Genomic DNA, 18,770 nt, shown 5'->3' with positions numbered 1-18,770 from the left:
TTCCCCACTGTAATCGTCATGTCAGACTGCGAGGATGCGACGACTGCTCCCTGTGACGGACATGACAGCCCCCGAGACCGGCCCCGGTCCGGCCGCCGCCGACGGTCGCGAGTGGTCGCTCGACGAACTCGCCGACGCCTACGCGTATCCGGAGGGTGACGGTGTGTGGCTGCGGGCCAACATGGTCTCCTCGCTCGACGGCGCCGGTCAGCACGAAGGGCGCTCCCAGCCGCTCTCCTCGGAGACCGACATGCGGATCTTCGGCACCCTGCGGGGGCTCGCCGATGTGATCGTCGTGGGTGCGGAAACGGTACGCCTGGAGGGGTACCGCCCGGCCCGGGCGCGGGAGGCGTTCGCCGCCCGCCGGGCCGCCGCCGGGCAGGGCGAGGCGCCCGTGATCGCCGTGGTCAGCGCCTCCCTCGCACTCGACTTCTCGCTGCCCCTCTTCACCGCGCCGCTGGTGCGGACCCTGATCCTGACCGGGGCCGCCGCGCCCGCCGACCGGGTCCGCGCGGCCCGCGAGGCGGGCGCCGAGGTGCTGGTCGCGGGCGACGGGGCCGGGGTGGAGCCGGCCCGTGCGGTGGCGGTGCTCGCGGCGCGCGGGCTGCGGAGGCAGCTGACCGAGGGCGGGCCCCGGCTGCTCGGCCAGTTCGTGGCGGCGGGAGTGCTCGACGAGCTGTGTCTGACGCTCTCGCCGACGATGACGGCGGGTGACGCCCAGCGGATCGCCGGGGGCCCTTCGGTGGCCGTCCCGACACGCTTCTCGGTGGCTTCCGTGCTGGAGCAGGACGGCTTCCTCTTCACCCGCTACCGTCGGATCTGACAATCGGCGGAATTTGTCGTTCCGCTTACTGTTCGCTGGGCACACTTACTGTCGCAGACCCCGTGCGGGCACGGGGAAGGATGGTTTCCGCAGAAGGGCTCCTGAGGTGTTCACAAGCGTTCTGATGATCGAGAAGCCCCTCACGTCCGTCGACGTGGAATTCGTCACCACCCTGCACGGCGACGAGGGCGTGTCCTTCATCGTTCTCATGCAGCCGCGTGGTGACCAGGCCGATGTACTGCTGCGTGCCATCGACGACGTCGCCATGGGCGAGCTGAAGGAAGCGGCCCGCGAGGGCGACGAACCGGAAGGCAAGGAGGCCCGTGTCCCGGCCGAGCTGGCCCTGGAGCACTCGCTCCAGGCCCTCAGGAACGCCGGCTGCGAAGCGGTCGGCCAGGTCGTCGAGGACCACCCGCTCACCAAGATGAAGGCGGTGGTCGACGAGTCGGAGGCGGACGAGGTGATCGTGCTCACCGCACCCCACTACGTGGAGGAGTTCTTCCACCGGGACTGGGCCTCCCGCGCCCGCCACAAGGTCGGCGTGCCCGTCCTCAAGCTCTTCGCCCACAGCGACTGACCGCCACCGGCCGGTGCCGCGCCCCGTGCAGGGGGCGCGGCACCGGCCGCTTCCGTCCCGGGCCCCGGGCTGTCGCCGTCCCACGACCCCGGCAGTGGCCTGCTCGCGACCTCGGCCGCGGCCGTCCCGCGGCCCCGGCCGCCTCCGTCCCGTGGACACGGCGGCTCGTCCGCCGGGGGCGTCCGGCGGGAGCCACTAGGCTGGTGACCTCCAGAACCACCCACCCCGGGGAGAGATCCGCATGGCACCCGCCATCCCTGTCGCCATGGAACGGCCGCACTTCATCGGCATCGGCGGTGCCGGAATGTCGGGCATCGCGAAGATCCTCGCCCAGCGTGGCGCGAAGGTCGCCGGCAGCGACGCCAAGGAGTCCCCGACCGCCGAGGCACTGCGCGCGATCGGCGCCACCGTGCACATCGGCCACGCCGCCGAGCACCTCGCCGACGACGCCTCCGCCGTCGTCGTCTCCAGCGCCATCCGCGCCGACAACCCGGAGCTGGCCCGCGCCGCCGAGCTCGGCATCCCCGTCGTCCACCGCTCGGACGCGCTCGCCTCCCTCATGGACGGCCTGCGCGCGATCGCCGTCGCCGGCACGCACGGCAAGACGACGACCACCTCGATGCTGGCCGTCGCGCTCACCGAACTCGGCCTCGACCCGTCGTACGCCATCGGCGGCGACCTCGCGGGCCCCGGCACGAACGCCCTGCACGGCGCCGGCGAGGTCTTCGTCGCCGAGGCCGACGAGAGCGACCGCAGCTTCCAGAAGTACGACCCCGAGGTCGCGATCGTCCTCAACGTCGAGCTGGACCACCACGCGAACTACGCCTCCCTGGACGAGATCTACGAGTCCTTCGAGGCGTTCACCGCGAAGATCCGCCCCGGCGGCACCCTGGTCGTCGGCGAGCACGCGGGCGCCCGCGAGCTGGCCCGCAGGGTCGCGGACCGCGAGGGGCTGAACATCGTCACGGTCGGCGAGTCCGAGGACTCCGACGCCCGCATCCTGAAGATCGTGCCCAACGGGATGAAGAGCGAGGTGACCGTCGCCCTCGACGGCGCCGAGCACACCTTCACCGTCTCCGTCCCCGGCCGCCACTACGCCCACAACGCCGCCGCGGCCCTCGCCGCCGGCGCCCGCGTCGGCATCGACCCGGCCGAGCTCGCCCAGGCCCTCACCGCCTACACCGGTGTCGGCCGCCGCCTCCAGCTCAAGGGCGAGGCGCGGGGCGTCCAGGTCATCGACTCGTACGCGCACCACCCCACCGAGATGACCGCCGACCTGGAGGCCATGCGCGGCGCGGCCGGCGCCTCGCGCCTCCTCGTCGTCTTCCAGCCCCACCTGTTCTCCCGCACCCAGGAACTGGGCAAGGAGATGGGCGACGCGCTGGCCCTCGCCGACGCCTCCGTCGTCCTCGACATCTACCCGGCCCGCGAGGACCCGATCCCCGGCATCACCAGCGAGCTGATCATCGCCGCCGCGCAGCGCGCCGGCGCCGACGTGACGCCCGTCCACGACAAGGAATCCGTACCGGACGTCATCGCGGGAATGGCCGGCCCCGGCGATCTCGTTCTGACCATGGGCGCGGGCGACGTCACGGACCTCGGTCCGAGGATCCTGGAGCGGCTCGCCCGCCCGTCGAGCTGAGCCGAGGGAGCGGAACGATGGCGTACGAGGTCGAGAAGACCGACGAGGAATGGCAGGCGCAGCTGACCCCGTCGGAGTACCAGGTGCTCCGGCTGGCCGGCACGGAGCCCGCCTTCCGGGGCGAGTACACGGACACGAAGACCCAGGGCGTCTACTCCTGCCGTGCCTGCGGCGCGGAGCTGTTCACGTCGACCGAGAAGTTCGAGTCGCACTGCGGCTGGCCGTCCTTCTTCGACCCGAAGGACAGCGAGGCCGTCGAGCTGATCGCCGACACCTCCCACGGCATGATCCGCACCGAGGTCCGCTGCGCCCGCTGCGGCTCGCACCTGGGCCACGTCTTCGAGGGTGAGGGCTACCCCACCCCGACGGACCAGCGCTACTGCATCAACTCGATCTCGCTGCGGCTGGAGCCGGGCGAGGGCTGACGCGGATCCCGGGCCCTGCGCGGCCCGGGAACCGGACAAGGCGGCGAGGGTCCGCGCCGTGCCGCGCGCCGCCGCCCGAAGAGCGCGTCGGCGATCTCGACGTACGGGCGTCGCTGCTTTCCGTTCGTGAAGTCGCCGCGCATGTGTGCGCGGCGCGCTCCGCGCCGTTCGGCCGGTCCGTTCCCAAGTCGCCCGCCCCGCAAGGCCGGTGGATCTCCCCGCGTGTGCGCGGCGGCCTTCTCCGAGACGGCGGTGGTGGCTGTGGGGCCGGTGTCGGCGCCCGGGCCGTGAACAGGTCCTGGACCAGCTGGGCGACGCTCTCCGGACGCCGGCGGGCCGGACTGAGGCGTGCGGCGCGCGCGGCGGATCCTCCGTGGGGTGGGTGGGGAGGTGGCCGAACCCGGACTGACCGTCAGATGGGAGCTGTGGTAGGACTGTTCGGTATCGCAAACAGTCTGTAACGGGGGAATGGAACGTGGCGGTCACGATTCCGGGCTGGGCGGACACCCTTCTCGATCTGATCGGGGTGGCCTGGCCGAACGTCGACGAGGACGCGTACCGCGAAATGGCGGACGCGCTCCGGGAGTTCGCGGAGGACCTGGAGGACGACGGGCAGCTCGCGAACAACCACTTCGAGCGGCTGCTGTCGTCGAGCCAGGGCGAGTCGATGGACGCGCTCAACGAGCACTGGGCCAAGATCAAGTCCAAGCACATCAAGGACATCTCCGGTGCGGCGCGGACGGTCGCGGGCGCTCTGGACACGGCGGCCGGCGCGATCGAGGGGATGAAGCTCGCGGCGCTGGTGCAGCTGGGCTACCTGGCGTCGGAGGCGGGCATCGCGCTCTCGCTGATCCCGGTGACCGGCGGTCTGTCGGCGCTGATCGGCGCGGGCGCGATGCGGGCCACGCAGGAGGTGATCAAGCGGCTGATCAAGGAGTGCGTGGAGGAGGCCGTCGGTTACGTCGTGGCGGCGATGACCGAGCCGGCCGTGGCGGCCCTGGAGGGCATGGCGGCCGATCTGGTCGTGCAGCTCGGCGCGGTGGCGATCGGCCTGCAGGACGGCGTCGACCTCGGCCAGACGAAGGACGCCGGCACGGAGGGCTTCAAGGACGGCGTGCAGTCCGGCAAGGAGGCCATGCACCTGGCCTCGGCCGGCGGCGGGGGCGGCGGTTCGAAGGGCGGCGGCCTGAAGAACCTGCACATCGAGCACTCCGAGCACACCCACGCCTCGACCCAGCTCAACACGGTGAGTGTGGGCATGCACGGCAAGACGACGGGCAAGCTCACCAAGGCGAAGACCGCCCACGGCCGCACTCGGGGCCGCGACTCGATCGCCGACGCGATCGACCCGATCGCCGACAAGGCGTTGGAGGCCCTCACCAAGGCCGCGAAGAACATGGGCGACCACGTCGGCCAGACGCTGCCCAAGGTCGTCAAGCAGATCTCCACCGACCACAAGAACACCGACGACGACCTTCGCGACCGCTTCGCCCGCCAGCGCAAGGGCGACCACGACAGCGGCGGCAAGGGCGGGAACGGTGGCGGCGGTGGCGGCGGGGGAGGCGGTGGCGGCGGCGGGAACGGCGGCTCCGGCAACAACCCCGGCGGCAACCGCATCACCCCCGCCCCGCCCTGGCACGGCAGCTCCGCCGGCAACATGAGGCACCACCGGACGGATCCGCTCGACGTCAGCCACCTCACCCCCGAACAGCAGCGCGCGGCGCTCGTCCAGGAGGCCCGCGACCTCGCGAACCAGGCGCGCAAGGCCGACCCCAACGACGAGAACGACCCCAAGCACCAGATCGACCTGGCCAAGACCCACTTCCCGCCCGGCACGAACCTCCTCGACGGTTCGTGCTCCGGCAGCCTGCTCCACGACGGGGTCGTCACCAGCCACTCCAGCGCCACCAAGGGAGCGGGCCAGAAGACCCCTGACCTGCATCCCGCCATGCAGTCGATCTATGATCAGGTCGAGCAGCAGATCAAGGCCGACGGCGGTTTTCCGGGTGCGGGCCACGGCAAATGCGCCGAGGCGAATCTCGTCTCGGACCGGCTCCGGCAGATGGACCCCAGCGGCACCGGGATCACCTCGGCCGACCACGTCCGCGACGCCATGCGGGGGTCGCAGGTCTACAGCGTGCAGATCGGCGAGCAGGTCAAACCGCACCCCCTCGGCCACGGTGCCTACAAGCCGCCGTGCCGGTCCTGCGCGATAGCCATGGACATGGCCGGTGTCACCGCGTACGCCGGATAAGGAGCACACATGCCGCACTTGAACACCCCGGAGGACGTCGACGCCTGGTTCCGGGACCACGGATGGTTCCCGGGACGCGACGTGGCCGACACCGTGCCGGCGATGGTCGCCGAGATCACCGGGCAGTACCGGGACGCGGGGTTCCCGGTGGAGCCCCTCGAAACCGCGACCGCCTTCCTCGCCGAGCACGGCGGACTGCGTCTCACCATCGACGCCGCACGGGAGGACCACCTCTACCTCACCCCGTACCTCGGTTACGGTTCGGCCCCGGCCGACGTCGCCGAACTGAGCCGCGACCTCGGCGTACGGCTCTTCCCGGTCGGCCTCGACGGCTCGGAGGGCTCGCCCGTGCTCATCGACGAGCGCGGCCGGTTCTTCTACCTGCACCACACCGGCGCCTACTACATGGGCGCCGACAAGTACGAGGCCGTGCTCGCCCTCGCCCACGCCCCCATGCAGGACGCGGAGGACTACTTTGTCTGAGCTGGTTCCCGGCACGGCCGCGTCCCTCCTCATCCACGGCTCGATCGTCAGCCACACCAACCTCGCGGGTGACGGCGAGCCGCAGCTCCACCCGGCCGTCCAGGCGTTCTTCGACGGCCTCCCGCCGGCCCTGCGGGAGCCGTTCATCGGCTACTGCGCCGAGTCCGCCCTCGTCTCCGACGAGCTCCTCGGCCTCGACCGCCGGCGCGCCGACGGCCACACCGTCACCCTCGACGAGGCCGCCCCCCACTTCGCGGGCGCCGCCCTCGTCGCCCGGAAGATCCGCCCCCACGGCGACCCCGAACACGGCACCGAGGCGGAGGTCTGCCGCTCCTGCACGGCCCTCCTCGACCGGCTCGGCGTCGACATCCTCCATGGCGAGTGACGTACGGGACGGCCACGCCGGGGCCTGCGACACCGACGCCCCGCTGACAGCCGCCGGTTGGCGGCCGGGCCGGGACGCCGGCGTCGCCGCCCTGCAGGCCGTCCTCACCACGGTCGCCGTCGGCCAGGGCACCCTCTTCCCCGCCGCCGAGCGCGCCCTCCGGGAGTTCCACGGCCTGAGGATCGCCCCCGCCCCGCACGGCGGCCGCGAGGTCGCCGCCACCGGCTGCGTCGTCGACCCCCGCGAGGCCCGCTTCGCGAGCCCCCAGCTCGACCGGCTCGCCGCGGACCTCGGCGTACGGCTCTTCCCCCTCGGCCGTACCGAGGCCGACGCCCCGCTCGCCGTCGACGAGGAAGGCCGGCTCCTCATGCTCGGCCCCGGCGGACCCTGGCTCCTCGGCACCACCCCGCACGACGGCCTGACCGCCCTGGCCGACGGCCGCGTCCGGGCGCGACTCCGCCCGCCCCGGTGGCGCTTCCCGCTGCCCGGCCTCTCGGACGGCGACGGCGATGGCGAAGGGGCCGGCCTCGGCGCGGCCGTGCGCGCCGCGATCGTCGCCGTGTACGTGCTCCACACCACGGGCGTCTACAGCACCCGCGCCCTGCGGCTCAGGGCGACCACCCTCCGGGGTGTCGGTGTCGTGGCCCTCGACGAGGAGTTCCCGCTGGGCCCGGGGCCGCTGGAGAGCAGCGCGGACCCGCTCACGGCGGCGATGACCGAACGCCTCACCGCCACCGGCGTCCGCGCGGGCAGCTGCGCACTCGTCCTGACCCTGCCCGTCCCGCCCACCGTCACCGGCCCCCGGTCGACGGTGGGCTGCGCGATCACGGCGGGCGGCCCGGCGCACGAGGCCACCCTCACCCTTTCGGCAGGCATGTCCGCCTCCCTCGGCCCGGCGGCGGAGACCCTGAACGCCTGCGCACGGGCCTTCGCGGAGTGGTCGGGCGCACCGGTCTGATCGGCGTGTGCCCCGCTCGCTCGCATGAACGATCTTGGTAGAACCGGCTCCTCGCGGACGGAGGCCCGCCGCCCGGTTCCCGGACGGCGGGGGTCGGAAGACCGGTGGCATGTCCGGCCGCCTGACGACGAATCTCAGGGACAGGTGTACGAACAAGGTGACGTGATCCGTCACCGGTGGCAGCCTCGAACAGATACGGATCGGCGACACGGACTACGTCCGTCCTGATCGCGCGTACCTCAAGAGCTGGTCGGGCCGGAGCGCGTCCTGGTCGGGCGACCAGAAGCGCTGGATCAAGACGCCCACCAGCAAGGCACAGCCGGGGGACGGGCTCGCCGATTGTCCCCGGACGTTCGCCTCCTTCGGCGTCGCGACGAAGGGGGAGCCGACCCGGGGCGACGGCACTCCGGCGATTCCGTTGGTGGTCACCGACGAGGCGGACCAGGGCGGCCGCTACACCTTCTACGTCGCCACCGAGGGAAAGCCCTACATCCTCAAAGTCGTCTACAAGGGCGCCGGACGTCAGAGCACCACCTCGTACAGCGCTTTCGACGAGCCCCTGGACGTCCGGCCGCCGGCCGAGGCCGACATCCTGGACATGAGTGCCGCCGGCAACTGACCCCCCGTACCCGTGGCCGGCCCGACGGTTCAGTGGACGGAGAACCCGCCGTCCACGAACAGCGACTGCCCCGTGACGTACGCGGACGCGCCGCTCGCCAGGAAGACGGCGGCGCCCGCGAAGTCCTCGGCGAGGCCGTTGCGGCCGACCATCGTGCGGGCGGCCAGGGCGGCGACCTTGTCGGGGTCGGAGGAGAGGCGCCGGTTGAGGGGCGTCATCACGAAACCGGGGACCAGGGTGTTGGCGGTGACGCCGTACGGGGACCACGCCTCGGCCTGGGAGCGGGCGAGGGACTCCAGGGCGCCCTTGGAGACCCCGTACGCGCCGCTCTGCACGAACGCGCGGTGCGCCTGCTGCGAGGTGATGTGGATGATCCGGCCGAAGCCCCGCTCGGCCATGCCGGGACCGAACCGCTGACCGAGGAGGAACGGCGCCTCCAGATTCACGGTCATCGTGGTGTCCCAGACGTCCTCGCCCAGCTCCCCGTACGGCGGACGAAGGTTGATGCCCGCCGAGTTGACGAGAATGTCCGGCTCCCCGAAGACGGCCGCCGCGTCCTCCGCCCCGGCCTTGATCCCCTCGCGCGTGGCCAGGTCGACGCTCACCCAGCCCACCTTGCAGCCGTCGCCCGTCAGCTCCTCCGCCGTGGCGACGAGTTCCGCCTCCCTGCGCGCCATGATCACCACGCTCGCCCCGGCCCGCGCCAGTGCCCCCGCGATGGCGCGGCCGATGCCGGAACTCCCGCCCGTGACGAGCGCCGTGCGCCCTTCGAGGGAGAAGAGCCCGGAGAGATATCCGCCGGGAGTGCTGCTCATGATGTTCCTCCTCGTGTCGTACGGCATCCACCGCCCACGTGCGGGTGACGGGCAGATACACGCATCCTGGCACACGGCCACCGCGGCCGACGGAGGTGTCCGGGGCGCGGGGCGCCAGGGATGCCCGGAGGCCGGGAACACGGATCCTTCGCTTCAGGCCGGAGGCGACCACAGCCCGGTCGTGGCGGTGGTTCTGGCGTAGTCGGCGAAGTCACGGGGGTCGCGGTGGAGAGCGCGTTGGACGCCGTCGGCGAGGGTGGCGAAGCGGTTGTCGCCGATCCAGTGGAAGAGGGTGTTGAGGAGGGCGGTGAAGTCCTCGGGGAGGCCCTGGCGTGCTGCGTGGGCTGCGAAGGTGTCGGGGGAGACGGGACGGTAGGAGATCGTCCGGCCCGTGGCGCGGGCGATCTCGGCGGCCACGTCGCCGAGGCTCATCAGTCGTGGGCCGGAGAGTTCGTAGGTCTGCCCGGCGTGGCCGTTCTCGGTGAGGGCGGCCACGGCGACGTCGGCGATGTCGTCGACGTCCACGAAGGGTTCCGTGCCGGCCCCGGCCGACCAGACGACCTCGCCGTCGAGGATCTGGCCCCGGAAGAACGGGTCCTCACTGAAGTTCTGCGCGAACCAGGAGGGTTTGAGCAGCGTCCATTCCGTGCCGGACTCCCGCACGGCCCGCTCGCAGGGGAGCTTCTCCTCGCCGTCGGGTACCACCCAGTCGCGGTGGGAGAGCAGGACGAGCCGTTCGACGCCGCCGGAGGCGGCCAGTTCGGCGAAGCGGCTCAGGGCGGTCGCCGCGTCGCTCTGCATCGAGTCGACCAGGTAGGCCGCGCCGACCCCGTCGAGCACGGGCTCCCAGGTGTTCTCGTCGTTCCAGTCGAAACGGGCGGGCCCGTTACGGGAGGCCGCCCGCACCTCGTGCCCGCGCTGCCGGAGGCGGTCGGCCACGCGGCGGCCCGTCTTGCCCGTACCGCCGAGGACCAGGGTCGGCCTCGGTTTCGGATACGGCTTTGTCGTCGTAGTCGCAGTCGCAGTCGCAGTCGTCGTGCTCGCGTTCGCGTTCGTCGTCATGGGAGCAGTCAAACGCTCCGCCGGTGAGCCGGGGAATGGCCGATGAGCTCATCCCGATGTCTCAGGCGCTCAGTCCTCGCGGAGCCGCCGACACGCCTGACCGCGCGCCCGCCCCACGGTTAGTGTGGCCGCGTGGAGAACGACCAACAGCTCCTTCTCGGCTCGTCGTTCGGAGCGGCGGCCGCCGCCTACGCCGAGCACCGCCCGGACTACGCGCACGCCGCGGTGCGGTGGGCCCTCGAATCCGCCCCCGGCCCGCGCGTGCTCGACCTCGGTGCGGGAACCGGCAAGCTGACCGCCGCGCTGGTCGCGGCCGGCGCCGACGTCGTCGCGGTCGAACCCGACCCGGCGATGCTGACCGAGCTGCGCCGCACACTGCCGACCGTGCGTGCCCTGGCGGGGAGTGCCGAGGCGCTGCCGCTGCCGGACGGGTCCGTCGACGCCGTACTGGCCGGCAACGCCATGCACTGGTTCGACATGGCCGTCGCCGGGCCCGAGATCGCCCGGGTCCTGGCACCCGGCGGCGTCCTCGCCGGCCTGTGGAACGTCATCGACGACCGCGTCGAGTGGGCCGCCGGACTCGAACAGGTCAGCGGCAGCGCGGCCATCGGCCCGCGGGACACGCTCACCGACTGGCGTACCGCGACCACGGACATGCACCTGCCGAAGAGCGGTCCCGCCCGGTTCGGCACGCCGGAGCAGACCGAGTTCCCGCACGGGCAGCGCCGTACGGCCGACTCCCTGGTCGCGACCCTGGCGACGCGCGCCGGCATGCTCGTCATGCCGGAAGAGGAACGGCAGGCCACGCTCGGCCGCATCCGCTCCTTCCTGGCGAACAGGCCGGAGACCGCCGACGGAGAGTTCGTCCTCCCGATGCTGACCGGAGTGCTGCGCGTCCGGCGCCTCTGAGGACCGTCGTCCGCAGTCGCCCGGCGCCCCCGCGACCGGCCGACCGACCGGCTCCTCAAGATCGACGCGGACGCGGTCCCCGTAGACTCGCCCCATGGATCCGCTGGCGAGCCTCCTGTACGAAGTCAGGTCCAACGGCGCCCTGTTCAGCCGGAACATCCTCGCCCCGCCCTGGTCGATCCGCTTCGCCGGCGGCACGCCCCTCGCCGTCGTCACCCTGCTGCGCGGCTCCGGCTGGATCGTCCCCGGCGGCGGCGCGGAACCCGTCGCACTCGGCCCCGGAGACGTGGCCCTGGTGACCGGCGCGGAGCCGTTCACCGTCACCGACGACGCCTCCGCGCGGACCCCGCCGTTCTACGTCGTCCACGCCGACCACTGCACGACCGCCGACGGCGAGGACGTCAGCGAGGACGTGATCCTCGGCCTCCGTACCTGCACCAACGGCCCCGGCGGTACGACCGTGCTGCTCACCGGCAGCTACCAGGTCGACGGCCGGGTCTCCGAGCGGCTCATCGGCGGGCTTCCCCGGGTGCTCGCCGTCCACCGGGACGGCGGCAGGCTCGGCCCGGTCCTCGAACTCACCGACGGCGAGATCAGCCGCGAGGACCCGGGCCAGCAGGCCGTACTCGACCGGCTCCTGGACCTGCTGCTGCTCTCCACGCTCCGTGAGTGGTTCGCGGGCCCCGAGGCCGACCCGCCCGCCTGGTACCGGGCGCTCGGCGACCCCGTCGCGGGCCGCGCCCTGCGTCTGATCCACGACCGGCCCGCGCGCCCGTGGACCGTGACGGCCCTCGCCCAGGAGACGGGCGTCTCCCGCGCCACGCTCGCCCGCCGCTTCGCCGACCTCGTCGGCGAGCCGCCCATGACGTACCTGACCGGCTGGCGCCTCGCGCTGGCCGCCGACCTGCTGGCGCGTACCGACTCCACCGTGGAGTCGATCGCCCGACAGGTCGGCTACCAGAGCGCGTTCGGCCTGAGCGTCGCCTTCAAGCGCGTGTACGGGACCCGCCCCAGCGAGCACCGGACGACCGGCGCACCGGCCGGCGCGGGTCGCGGGCTCCCGGTCCCGTGACCCGCACCGCAGGGTGCGGAGGCCGTCAGAACCAGTGCAGGCAGTGCGGCGGGCGGTCGGCGCGGAACAGGGCGTCGGCGAGCGCGGCCGCCTCCGGGCGGTGGGCCCGGATGTGTCCGGCGCGCACCAGCCTGCTCGGGGCGGTGCCGCCGAGGTAGATCGAGCCCAGGTCGCTGATGTCCAGGGACAGGTCGGGCTCGCGGTCCGTCGTCACGCACTCCGCCTTGCCGTCCCGGACGGTCAGCAGGTAGCGGCCGTGCTCGCCGAGGAACGGGTCGTCGACGTCGAGGACCAGCTCCCCGTCCGTGAACCAGCCGCGCGTCGTCAGCGCACGCGGGACGTCGAGCAGCCGCACCCACAGCCAGTCGGTGTCGCCGCTCACCTCGCCGGCGCGGAAGTCCTCGAACTGCCAGCGCAGCGGGTGCTCGGTGGGCACGTGCTTGAACACGACCTTCTCCGCCAGGTCGTGCGAGACCAGGAACCGCGCCAGGGCCGTGTACACGGCGTCGTCGGTGGTGATGATCTCGTCGACGGACAGGGTCCCGGAGTCCAGCGAATAGCAGGCGTACCCGTCCGGAACACCGTCGGCGTCCCGGTGGACGGCGATGTACCGCGGCGCCATGGCGACCGGCGGCTGCCCCGCCCGCAACGACCACCAGCGGCGTGGCCGGGACACCGCCCCGGGCTGCGCCCTGCGGTACCGGTCGTAGACCTCCTCCAGGAGCTCACCGCACTCCGCACGCCGCATCACCTCGACCGAGCCGGTGCCCGAGCCGCTCGCCGCCGCGTCGGCCGCTCCGCTCGCCCGGGGCACGGCCATGGCCGCCCGGTGACGATCCACCGTCAGCCGCGACGTGTACGTCGCCGGCCCATAGCCGAACCTGCGGTAGATCACCGCCTCGGAGGCCAGCAGCACCGACAGACACTCCCCGCGCTCCCGGAACGCGGCGAGCTGATCCCTCATCATCGCGGTCAGCGCCCCCTGGCGCCGGTGCGACGGCAGGACACCGACGGCCGTGACCCCCGAGGTCGGGACGACCGTCTCACCGGGCAGCGTGAGCTCGAAGGAGTACGCACCGGCGGTGCCGACGGGCCGCCCGTCCTCCGCCGTCGCGAGCAGGCCGCGATCGAACTCGTACGCCGCCCAGAAGACCCCGCCACCGTCCTCCGCCGGGGTCTCCGGGTGCATCGCGAACGCGGCATGGATCGTGTTGACGAAGACCTCTCGGTCCTGCTCGGTCGTGGGACGAATGTCCATGGCTGCCGACGCCTCCCTGAATGAAGGGACGCCACGGCCCGTGGAGTCCCGCCACAGTCCAGCGCGACCGCGCCGCCTGAGCAACCGGATTACGGGGCAGGACCCTTGGCCGCCCGCGGACCCCGCGTCAGACCAGCCGGGAGAGGAACTCCGGCTGTCCGACGTCTCCGGTTCGTTTCCGCCAGGACCCTCGTCCGGTACCTCGTCCGTCACTCCGGCCACCTCCCGCACCCGTGCGCTCGTGCTGAACGGACCCATGCTCACGGGTAGTTACCGGTACCGTCCAGAGGGTGAACCCGTACGCTGTCGCAGCGTACGAGTTCCTGACCTGGTAACCGGCCTTTCGCGGCGCCACATTGGCCCCATGGCCTCCCCTGTGACCCGCGAACAAACCGTCACCGTACGTGTGTTCACCCAGCGCTTCAGTTCGACGCCGCGAGGGGCCCGGCTCGCCCGCCGGCTCGCTCTGCATCAGTTGGACCGGTGGCGTCTCCCGTACGGCTCCGAGATCTCGGACACGACCGGGCTCCTCGTCGCCGAACTCGTGGCGAACGCGGTGACGCACGGGCGGGTGCCCGGGCGTGATTTCGAGCTGACGCTCGCGTACACGCCCGGGCTGAGGCTGCGGGTCGACGTGTCCGACACCCGGGGCGAACGGCGCCCGGCCCCCGGCGCACCGGGGCTCCTCGACGAGGGCGGGCGGGGTCTGCTCCTCGTCGAGGCGCTGGCCTCGCGGTGGGCGGTGCTCGATCGCGTACCGGTCGGGAAGACCGTACGGGCGGAGCTGGACCTCGGGGAGGTCGGTGAGGTCGGGGAGATCGGAGAAAGGGGAACGCCCCGTCCTGGGGGGACGGGGCGTTCGACGGTGGGGTGTGCGGTGACGGACTGACCGGCAGGGCGCGCTCGATGTCGTACGGGGTCTCCCAGCCCTGGTAGCCCGAGCCGGGGCGGTCGCGGTCGTTGGGGCCGGACCGGTCGAAGTTGCCCGTGCCGGGCCCGTAGCAGCCGGTACCGACCCGGAAGGCGGGGTGCGCTCACCGTGAGCGCACCCCGCCTTCCCCTTTTTCCTACGGCGCCGGGACGTACCCCGCCGGCCGGGTGGTGAACGTGCCCCGGCCCTGGGTGTGGCCGCGGAGGCGGGACGCGTAGCCGAAGAGTTCGGCCAGCGGGACCGTCGCCGAGACCACGGCCGTACCGGAACGGGTCGTCGAGTCCGTGACCCGGCCGCGGCGGGCCGCGAGGTCGCCGAGGACGGAGCCGACGGACTCCGCGGGGACGGTGACCGTGACGTCGGCCACCGGCTCCAGGACCGTCATCACACTCGCGCGGAGCGCCTCGCGCAGCGCGAAGCGGCCCGCCGTACGGAACGCCATCTCCGAGGAGTCCTTCGGATGCGTGGCGCCGTCCGTGAGCGTCACCCGGACACCCGTCACCGGATGGCCGCCGAGAGGACCCTCGACGAGGGCGTCCCGGCAGCCGGCCTCGACCGCGCGGACGTACTCCTGCGGAACCCGGCCGCCCGTGACCGTCGAGCGGAACTCGAACTCGGCCTCCGAACCCGTCGGTTCGACGTCGATCACGACATGGGCGAACTGGCCCGACCCGCCGTCCTGCTTCACATGGCGATGGAGCAGGCCGGCGACGCCCTTCGTCACCGTCTCCCGGTACGCCACCTGCGGACGGCCGACCGTCACCTCAAGACCGCGGTCGCGCCGCAGCTTCTCCACCGCGACCTCCAGATGCAGTTCGCCCAGACCCGACAGCACCGTCTGGCCCGTCTCCGGGTCGGACCGCACGACCAGCGACGGGTCCTCCTCGGAGAGCCGGGCGAGAGCCGTCGCGAGACGGCCGGTGTCCGTGCCGCGGCGAGCCTCCACCGCGACCGAGACCACCGGATCGGCGGTCGTCGGCGGTTCGAGGAGGACCGGCGCGTCCGGCGCGCACAGCGTCGCCCCGGCACGGGCCGACTTCGGCCCCACGACGGCGACGATGTCACCGGCGCGCGCCTCGTCCACCTCCGTCGCCCGGTCGGCCTGGACCCGCAGGATGCGGGCGATCCGCTCCACACGTCCGGCGGTGCTGTCCAGCACGGTGTCCCCCTTCCCGATCGTGCCCGCGTAGACGCGGACGTACGTCATACGGCCGGTGGCCGTCGCGCTCACCTTGAACGCGAGCGCCGTGAACGGCGCCTCCGGGTCCGCCGGGACCTCGCCGCGCACCGGCGGCATGTCCGACGGCGCCGGAAGATACGCCACCACGGCGTCGAGCAGCGGCTCGATGCCCCGGTTGCGGTACGCCGAGCCGCACAGGACGACCACGGCCGCGCCGGACAGGGTGAGGTCCCGCAAAGCCGCCGCCAGCGTGCCGTCCGACAGCTCCCCGTGCTCGCAGAACTCCTCCAGCGCCCCCGGATGCAGCTCCGCCACCGTCTCCTCCAGACGTCGCCTGCGGTGCCGGGCCTCGTCCCGGAGGTCGTCCGGGACCGGCTCGTCCGCGTAGGTGTCGGCCCCGGGCGCCCCCTGGCCCTCCGGGGTCCCGTCGGCCCACACGTACGCCCGCATCCGGACCAGGTCCACGACGCCGGTGAAGCCGTCCTCGCGCCCGATGGGGAGCTGGACCGGGAGCGGGACCGTGCCCAGACGCGTACGGATCGACTCGACCGCCGTGTCCAGCTCCGCCCCCGCGCGGTCCAGCTTGTTGACGAACGCGAGGCGCGGAACGCCGTGCCGGTCGGCCTGCCGCCACACCGTCTCGCTTTGCGGCTCCACACCCGCGACGGCGTCGAAGACCGCCACGGCCCCGTCCAGGACCCGCAGCGACCGCTCGACCTCGTCGGAGAAGTCGACGTGACCCGGCGTGTCGATCAGGTTGATCCGATGGCCCGCCCAGTCGCAGCTCACGGCCGCCGCGAAGATCGTGATGCCACGGTCCCGCTCCTGCGGGTCGAAATCGGTGACGGTCGTACCGTCGTGGACCTCGCCCCGCTTGTGGATCGCACCCGTCAGGTACAGCACCCGCTCGGTCACAGTGGTCTTGCCCGCGTCGACGTGAGCGAGGATGCCGAGGTTACGGATGTTCTCGGTGTTACGGATGCTCCGGGTGTTCAGAGTGGTACGCACGGTCTCGTGCCTTTCGCTGCTGCTGCGTGAAGAACAGGGCAGCGCGATTCCCGGACGGATCCCTACGAAACCGGGATCAACACGTCACAGGTCGGCGATGACGGGCGCGCAGCCGTCACCGGTCCGCGCGAGAGGCGAGGATCACGTCGAAGCGGTCACGGAGCGCCGGAACGGCGGCGGTGAACTGGCAACGCACGGTCGGCTCCCCTCGGTCCACGCGACGACACGGCCCACCGATCGGTGCGCCGTGCCGCGAGTCTAGGGAGCCGGGACAGGCCGGCGACAGCGATTTTGCGAGCGGTACGGTTCCGGCACTTCGCGCGGGCGCTCTCCGCCGCGCGTATCCCCGAACGGCCCTCCGGCCCTCTACGCCTCAGGCGTCCGGCGCGGGCTCGTCCGCCGGCTGGAGCAGGTCCCAGCGGTTTCCGTACAGGTCCTCGAACACGGCCACCGAGCCGTACGGCTCGTGCCGCGGCTCCTCCAGGAACTTCACCCCGGCAGCCGTCATCCGGTCGTGGTCGCGAGCGAAGTCGTCGGTGTGCAGGAAGAAGCCCACCCGGCCCCCCGACTGATTGCCGACCGAAGCCGACTCGGCGTCGTTCTTGGCCCGGGCCAGCAGCAGCCCCGCGTTACCGAGGCCGCCGACACCGGCGGTACTGCGCGGGCGGACGACGACCCAGCGGTTCCCGCCTCCCCGGTCGGTGTCCTCGACCAGGTCGAAGCCGAGAGCGTCGGTGTAGAAGGCGATGGCCTCGTCATATTCACGGACGACGAGGGTCACAAGTGCGATGGACGGCATTACCCCAACGTAATACGCCGAACCGACGGTATCTATCCGCGTCGACCCGCGTCGGCCTCCCTTCGACCCTCGCCCCATCGAGGGTCACACCGAGGGTCGGGGCAGGGGCGACGACGAGGGTCGGGAGGGAGCGGGGAGGGAGCGCGGCGGTGGAGCCGGGCCCGGCAGGGGCCGGGGGAGGTCGCGCGGGCGGGGAGTGGCTCCGGCCCGGGCCCCGGACCGGGCACGGCTCCGGCCTGCTCCCGCCCCCCGAAGCCACGCCCCCCCCACCGCCCCGACGGTGGGACAATGCCCCGCATGGACGCTCAGGGGTTCGACCGGCTTGTCGCTCGGGCGCGGGAGCTGGCCGAGCCCGGTGGTCGTCGGATCCTCGGCCTGGCGGGTGCCCCCGGTGCGGGGAAGTCCACGCTGGCGGCGCGGCTCGTGGCCCGCCTCGACGGGCTGGCGGGGCTGGTCCCGATGGACGGCTTCCATCTGGCGCAGGCCGAGCTGGAACGGCTCGGCAGGGCGGACAGGAAGGGAGCGCCGGATACCTTCGACGCCACCGGGTACGCCGCGCTGCTCGCCCGGCTTCGTACGGCGGAACCCGGTACCACCGTCTACGCCCCCGCCTTCGACCGCGCCCTGGAGGAGCCCGTCGCCGGGTCGATAGCGATCCCGTCCGATCTCCCGCTCGTCGTCACCGAGGGCAACTACCTGCTGCACGACGAGGGCCCCTGGGCCGCGGTCCTGCCCCTCCTGGACGAGGCGTGGTACCTCGACCTGGACGCCGGCCGCCGCCTCCCGCGTCTCATCGACCGGCACGTCCGGTTCGGCAAGGACCGGGCCCACGCCGAACGCTGGGTCCACGACTCCGACGAGCCCAACGCCCGACTGGTCGCCCGAGGCCGAGCCCGCGCGCACCTCGTGGTCGCCATGGGCTAGGACCCGCCGTCGATCTCGCGCGCCCCCGGCCACCACCACGCCCCGCGCGCGGCCCGCAGTCGTCCGGCGCGGAACCGTCGAGTCGGCCCGAACGTCGAAAGGCCATGGCTGAGAGAGCTGGACAGATCATCTTTGCCCTCGCGCTGGCCGCAGGGGTGCTCACGGGCTGCGCGAAGGCCGACGAGGGGGCGGAGGCGGTCCGGGCGACGCCGTCCGTGCGGACGATTCCCTTCGAGCTGTACACGCACTGCGGAATCGACGAGGCCCGTATCGGCTCGACGTACTTCGAGGCGGAGACCCCGCTCAGTGACGGCTCGGGAAACCCGCCCGAAGGGTGGGACAACCCGACCCAGCGCGGCACGATGTCCTTGAAGTCCCCGACGGAGGCCGTCTTCACCGACGATGCCGGGCACGAGGTGAAGTTCCAGGCCCGGCCGGGCGCGAGTGCCTTCAAGCGCATCTGCGCCTAGTACTCCAGCAGGATTTTGCTGTCTGACCTGCGGGTTTCGCTGGGCGGCTGGAGTGTAGCGGGGCTTCGATCGTGCGGGGGTGGTCTCACGGAGACCGCCCCTCGATCGTGTGACAACGCCGCAGATAGTGACAGCGGCGGGCGACTGCTTGGCGTCGGCGTCGCCAGTTCGACCAG

General features: G+C 72.5%; 18 protein-coding genes and 1 pseudogene. 14 read left to right on the top strand and 5 right to left on the bottom strand.

Translation table 11 applies throughout. The features are described from left to right. Positions 1-34 precede the first annotated feature (34 nt). The 9 genes and pseudogenes from ACFVZH_RS29220 (at position 35) to ACFVZH_RS29180 (ending at position 8,166) form a co-directional block, all read left to right on the top strand. Positions 35-823 (top strand): pyrimidine reductase family protein, encoded by a 789-nt coding sequence (locus ACFVZH_RS29220; protein WP_384901874.1) that lies wholly within the window; start codon positions 35-37, stop codon positions 821-823. 106 nt (positions 824-929) lie between these two features. Further along, complete coding sequence (locus ACFVZH_RS29215; RefSeq protein WP_384901872.1) at positions 930-1,400, top strand: indole-3-glycerol phosphate synthase; 471 nt, start codon at positions 930-932, stop codon at positions 1,398-1,400. 241 nt (positions 1,401-1,641) lie between these two features. Continuing rightward, positions 1,642-3,042 carry a UDP-N-acetylmuramate--L-alanine ligase gene (gene murC / locus ACFVZH_RS29210; RefSeq protein WP_384901870.1) on the top strand — a complete coding sequence of 467 codons (1,401 nt, stop codon included), beginning with the start codon at positions 1,642-1,644 and terminating at the stop codon, positions 3,040-3,042. 17 nt (positions 3,043-3,059) lie between these two features. After that, on the top strand, positions 3,060-3,467 hold the full coding sequence (gene msrB / locus ACFVZH_RS29205; protein ID WP_384901868.1) for a peptide-methionine (R)-S-oxide reductase MsrB: 408 nt from the start codon (positions 3,060-3,062) through the stop codon (positions 3,465-3,467). Positions 3,468-3,942: 475 nt separating this feature from the next. Beyond that, a pseudogene (locus ACFVZH_RS29200) lies at positions 3,943-5,667 on the top strand (YwqJ-related putative deaminase); the annotation flags it as partial. Positions 5,668-5,730: 63 nt separating this feature from the next. After that, positions 5,731-6,204, top strand: coding sequence for an SUKH-3 domain-containing protein (locus ACFVZH_RS29195; RefSeq protein ID WP_384901866.1), 474 nt, complete (start codon positions 5,731-5,733; stop codon positions 6,202-6,204). Continuing rightward, positions 6,197-6,589: a YwqJ-related putative deaminase gene (locus ACFVZH_RS29190; RefSeq protein WP_384901864.1), complete on the top strand. Its 393-nt coding sequence runs from the start codon at positions 6,197-6,199 to the stop codon at positions 6,587-6,589. Before ACFVZH_RS29195 ends, ACFVZH_RS29190 begins: the two co-directional genes overlap by 8 nt. Further along, on the top strand, positions 6,579-7,547 hold the full coding sequence (locus tag ACFVZH_RS29185; protein ID WP_384901862.1) for an SUKH-3 domain-containing protein: 969 nt from the start codon (positions 6,579-6,581) through the stop codon (positions 7,545-7,547). Before ACFVZH_RS29190 ends, ACFVZH_RS29185 begins: the two co-directional genes overlap by 11 nt. A gap of 421 nt (positions 7,548-7,968) precedes the next feature. Beyond that, a complete protein-coding gene (locus tag ACFVZH_RS29180) occupies positions 7,969-8,166 on the top strand; it encodes a hypothetical protein (RefSeq protein ID WP_384901860.1) in 198 nt (65 codons plus the stop codon). A gap of 29 nt (positions 8,167-8,195) precedes the next feature. On the opposite strand, the gene ACFVZH_RS29175 is transcribed toward ACFVZH_RS29180, so the two are convergent. Further along, positions 8,196-8,981 carry an SDR family NAD(P)-dependent oxidoreductase gene (locus ACFVZH_RS29175; RefSeq protein WP_384901858.1) on the bottom strand — a complete coding sequence of 262 codons (786 nt, stop codon included), beginning with the start codon at positions 8,979-8,981 and terminating at the stop codon, positions 8,196-8,198. Between the two features lie 153 nt (positions 8,982-9,134). Continuing rightward, entirely contained in the window at positions 9,135-10,043 is a 909-nt protein-coding gene (locus tag ACFVZH_RS29170; protein ID WP_384901856.1) for an NmrA family NAD(P)-binding protein, read from the bottom strand. Between the two features lie 132 nt (positions 10,044-10,175). On the opposite strand from ACFVZH_RS29170, the gene ACFVZH_RS29165 reads away from it, so the two are divergent. Next, on the top strand, positions 10,176-10,952 hold the full coding sequence (locus ACFVZH_RS29165) for a class I SAM-dependent methyltransferase (RefSeq protein WP_384901854.1): 777 nt from the start codon (positions 10,176-10,178) through the stop codon (positions 10,950-10,952). Between the two features lie 94 nt (positions 10,953-11,046). Beyond that, positions 11,047-12,024: an AraC family transcriptional regulator gene (locus ACFVZH_RS29160; protein ID WP_384901852.1), complete on the top strand. Its 978-nt coding sequence runs from the start codon at positions 11,047-11,049 to the stop codon at positions 12,022-12,024. A gap of 25 nt (positions 12,025-12,049) precedes the next feature. On the opposite strand, the gene ACFVZH_RS29155 is transcribed toward ACFVZH_RS29160, so the two are convergent. After that, on the bottom strand, positions 12,050-13,282 hold the full coding sequence (locus ACFVZH_RS29155) for a GNAT family N-acetyltransferase (RefSeq protein WP_384901850.1): 1,233 nt from the start codon (positions 13,280-13,282) through the stop codon (positions 12,050-12,052). A 364-nt stretch (positions 13,283-13,646) separates the two neighbouring features. On the opposite strand from ACFVZH_RS29155, the gene ACFVZH_RS29150 reads away from it, so the two are divergent. Then, positions 13,647-14,171, top strand: a complete 525-nt coding sequence (locus ACFVZH_RS29150) for an ATP-binding protein (RefSeq protein WP_384901848.1) — start codon at positions 13,647-13,649, stop codon at positions 14,169-14,171. A 178-nt stretch (positions 14,172-14,349) separates the two neighbouring features. Here the strand turns inward: ACFVZH_RS29150 and fusA are convergent, their stop codons facing one another. Continuing rightward, positions 14,350-16,401 carry an elongation factor G gene (fusA, locus tag ACFVZH_RS29145; RefSeq protein WP_384901846.1) on the bottom strand — a complete coding sequence of 684 codons (2,052 nt, stop codon included), beginning with the start codon at positions 16,399-16,401 and terminating at the stop codon, positions 14,350-14,352. Positions 16,402-16,774: 373 nt separating this feature from the next. Then, the gene (locus ACFVZH_RS29140) at positions 16,775-17,200 is read right to left on the bottom strand and encodes a VOC family protein (RefSeq protein WP_384901844.1); all 426 of its coding nucleotides are present in this window, start codon (positions 17,198-17,200) and stop codon (positions 16,775-16,777) included. Between the two features lie 288 nt (positions 17,201-17,488). Between ACFVZH_RS29140 and ACFVZH_RS29135 the strand changes: the two genes are divergently transcribed. After that, positions 17,489-18,124 (top strand): nucleoside/nucleotide kinase family protein, encoded by a 636-nt coding sequence (locus tag ACFVZH_RS29135; protein ID WP_384901842.1) that lies wholly within the window; start codon positions 17,489-17,491, stop codon positions 18,122-18,124. Positions 18,125-18,228: 104 nt separating this feature from the next. After that, positions 18,229-18,594 (top strand): hypothetical protein, encoded by a 366-nt coding sequence (locus ACFVZH_RS29130; RefSeq protein WP_384901840.1) that lies wholly within the window; start codon positions 18,229-18,231, stop codon positions 18,592-18,594. Positions 18,595-18,770 lie beyond the last annotated feature (176 nt).

This window comes from Streptomyces sp. NPDC059534 (genome assembly GCF_042743475.1).
In the GTDB taxonomy this organism is placed as follows: Bacteria; Actinomycetota; Actinomycetes; order Streptomycetales; family Streptomycetaceae; genus Streptomyces.
This window is presented reverse-complemented; position numbering and strand designations above follow the sequence as displayed.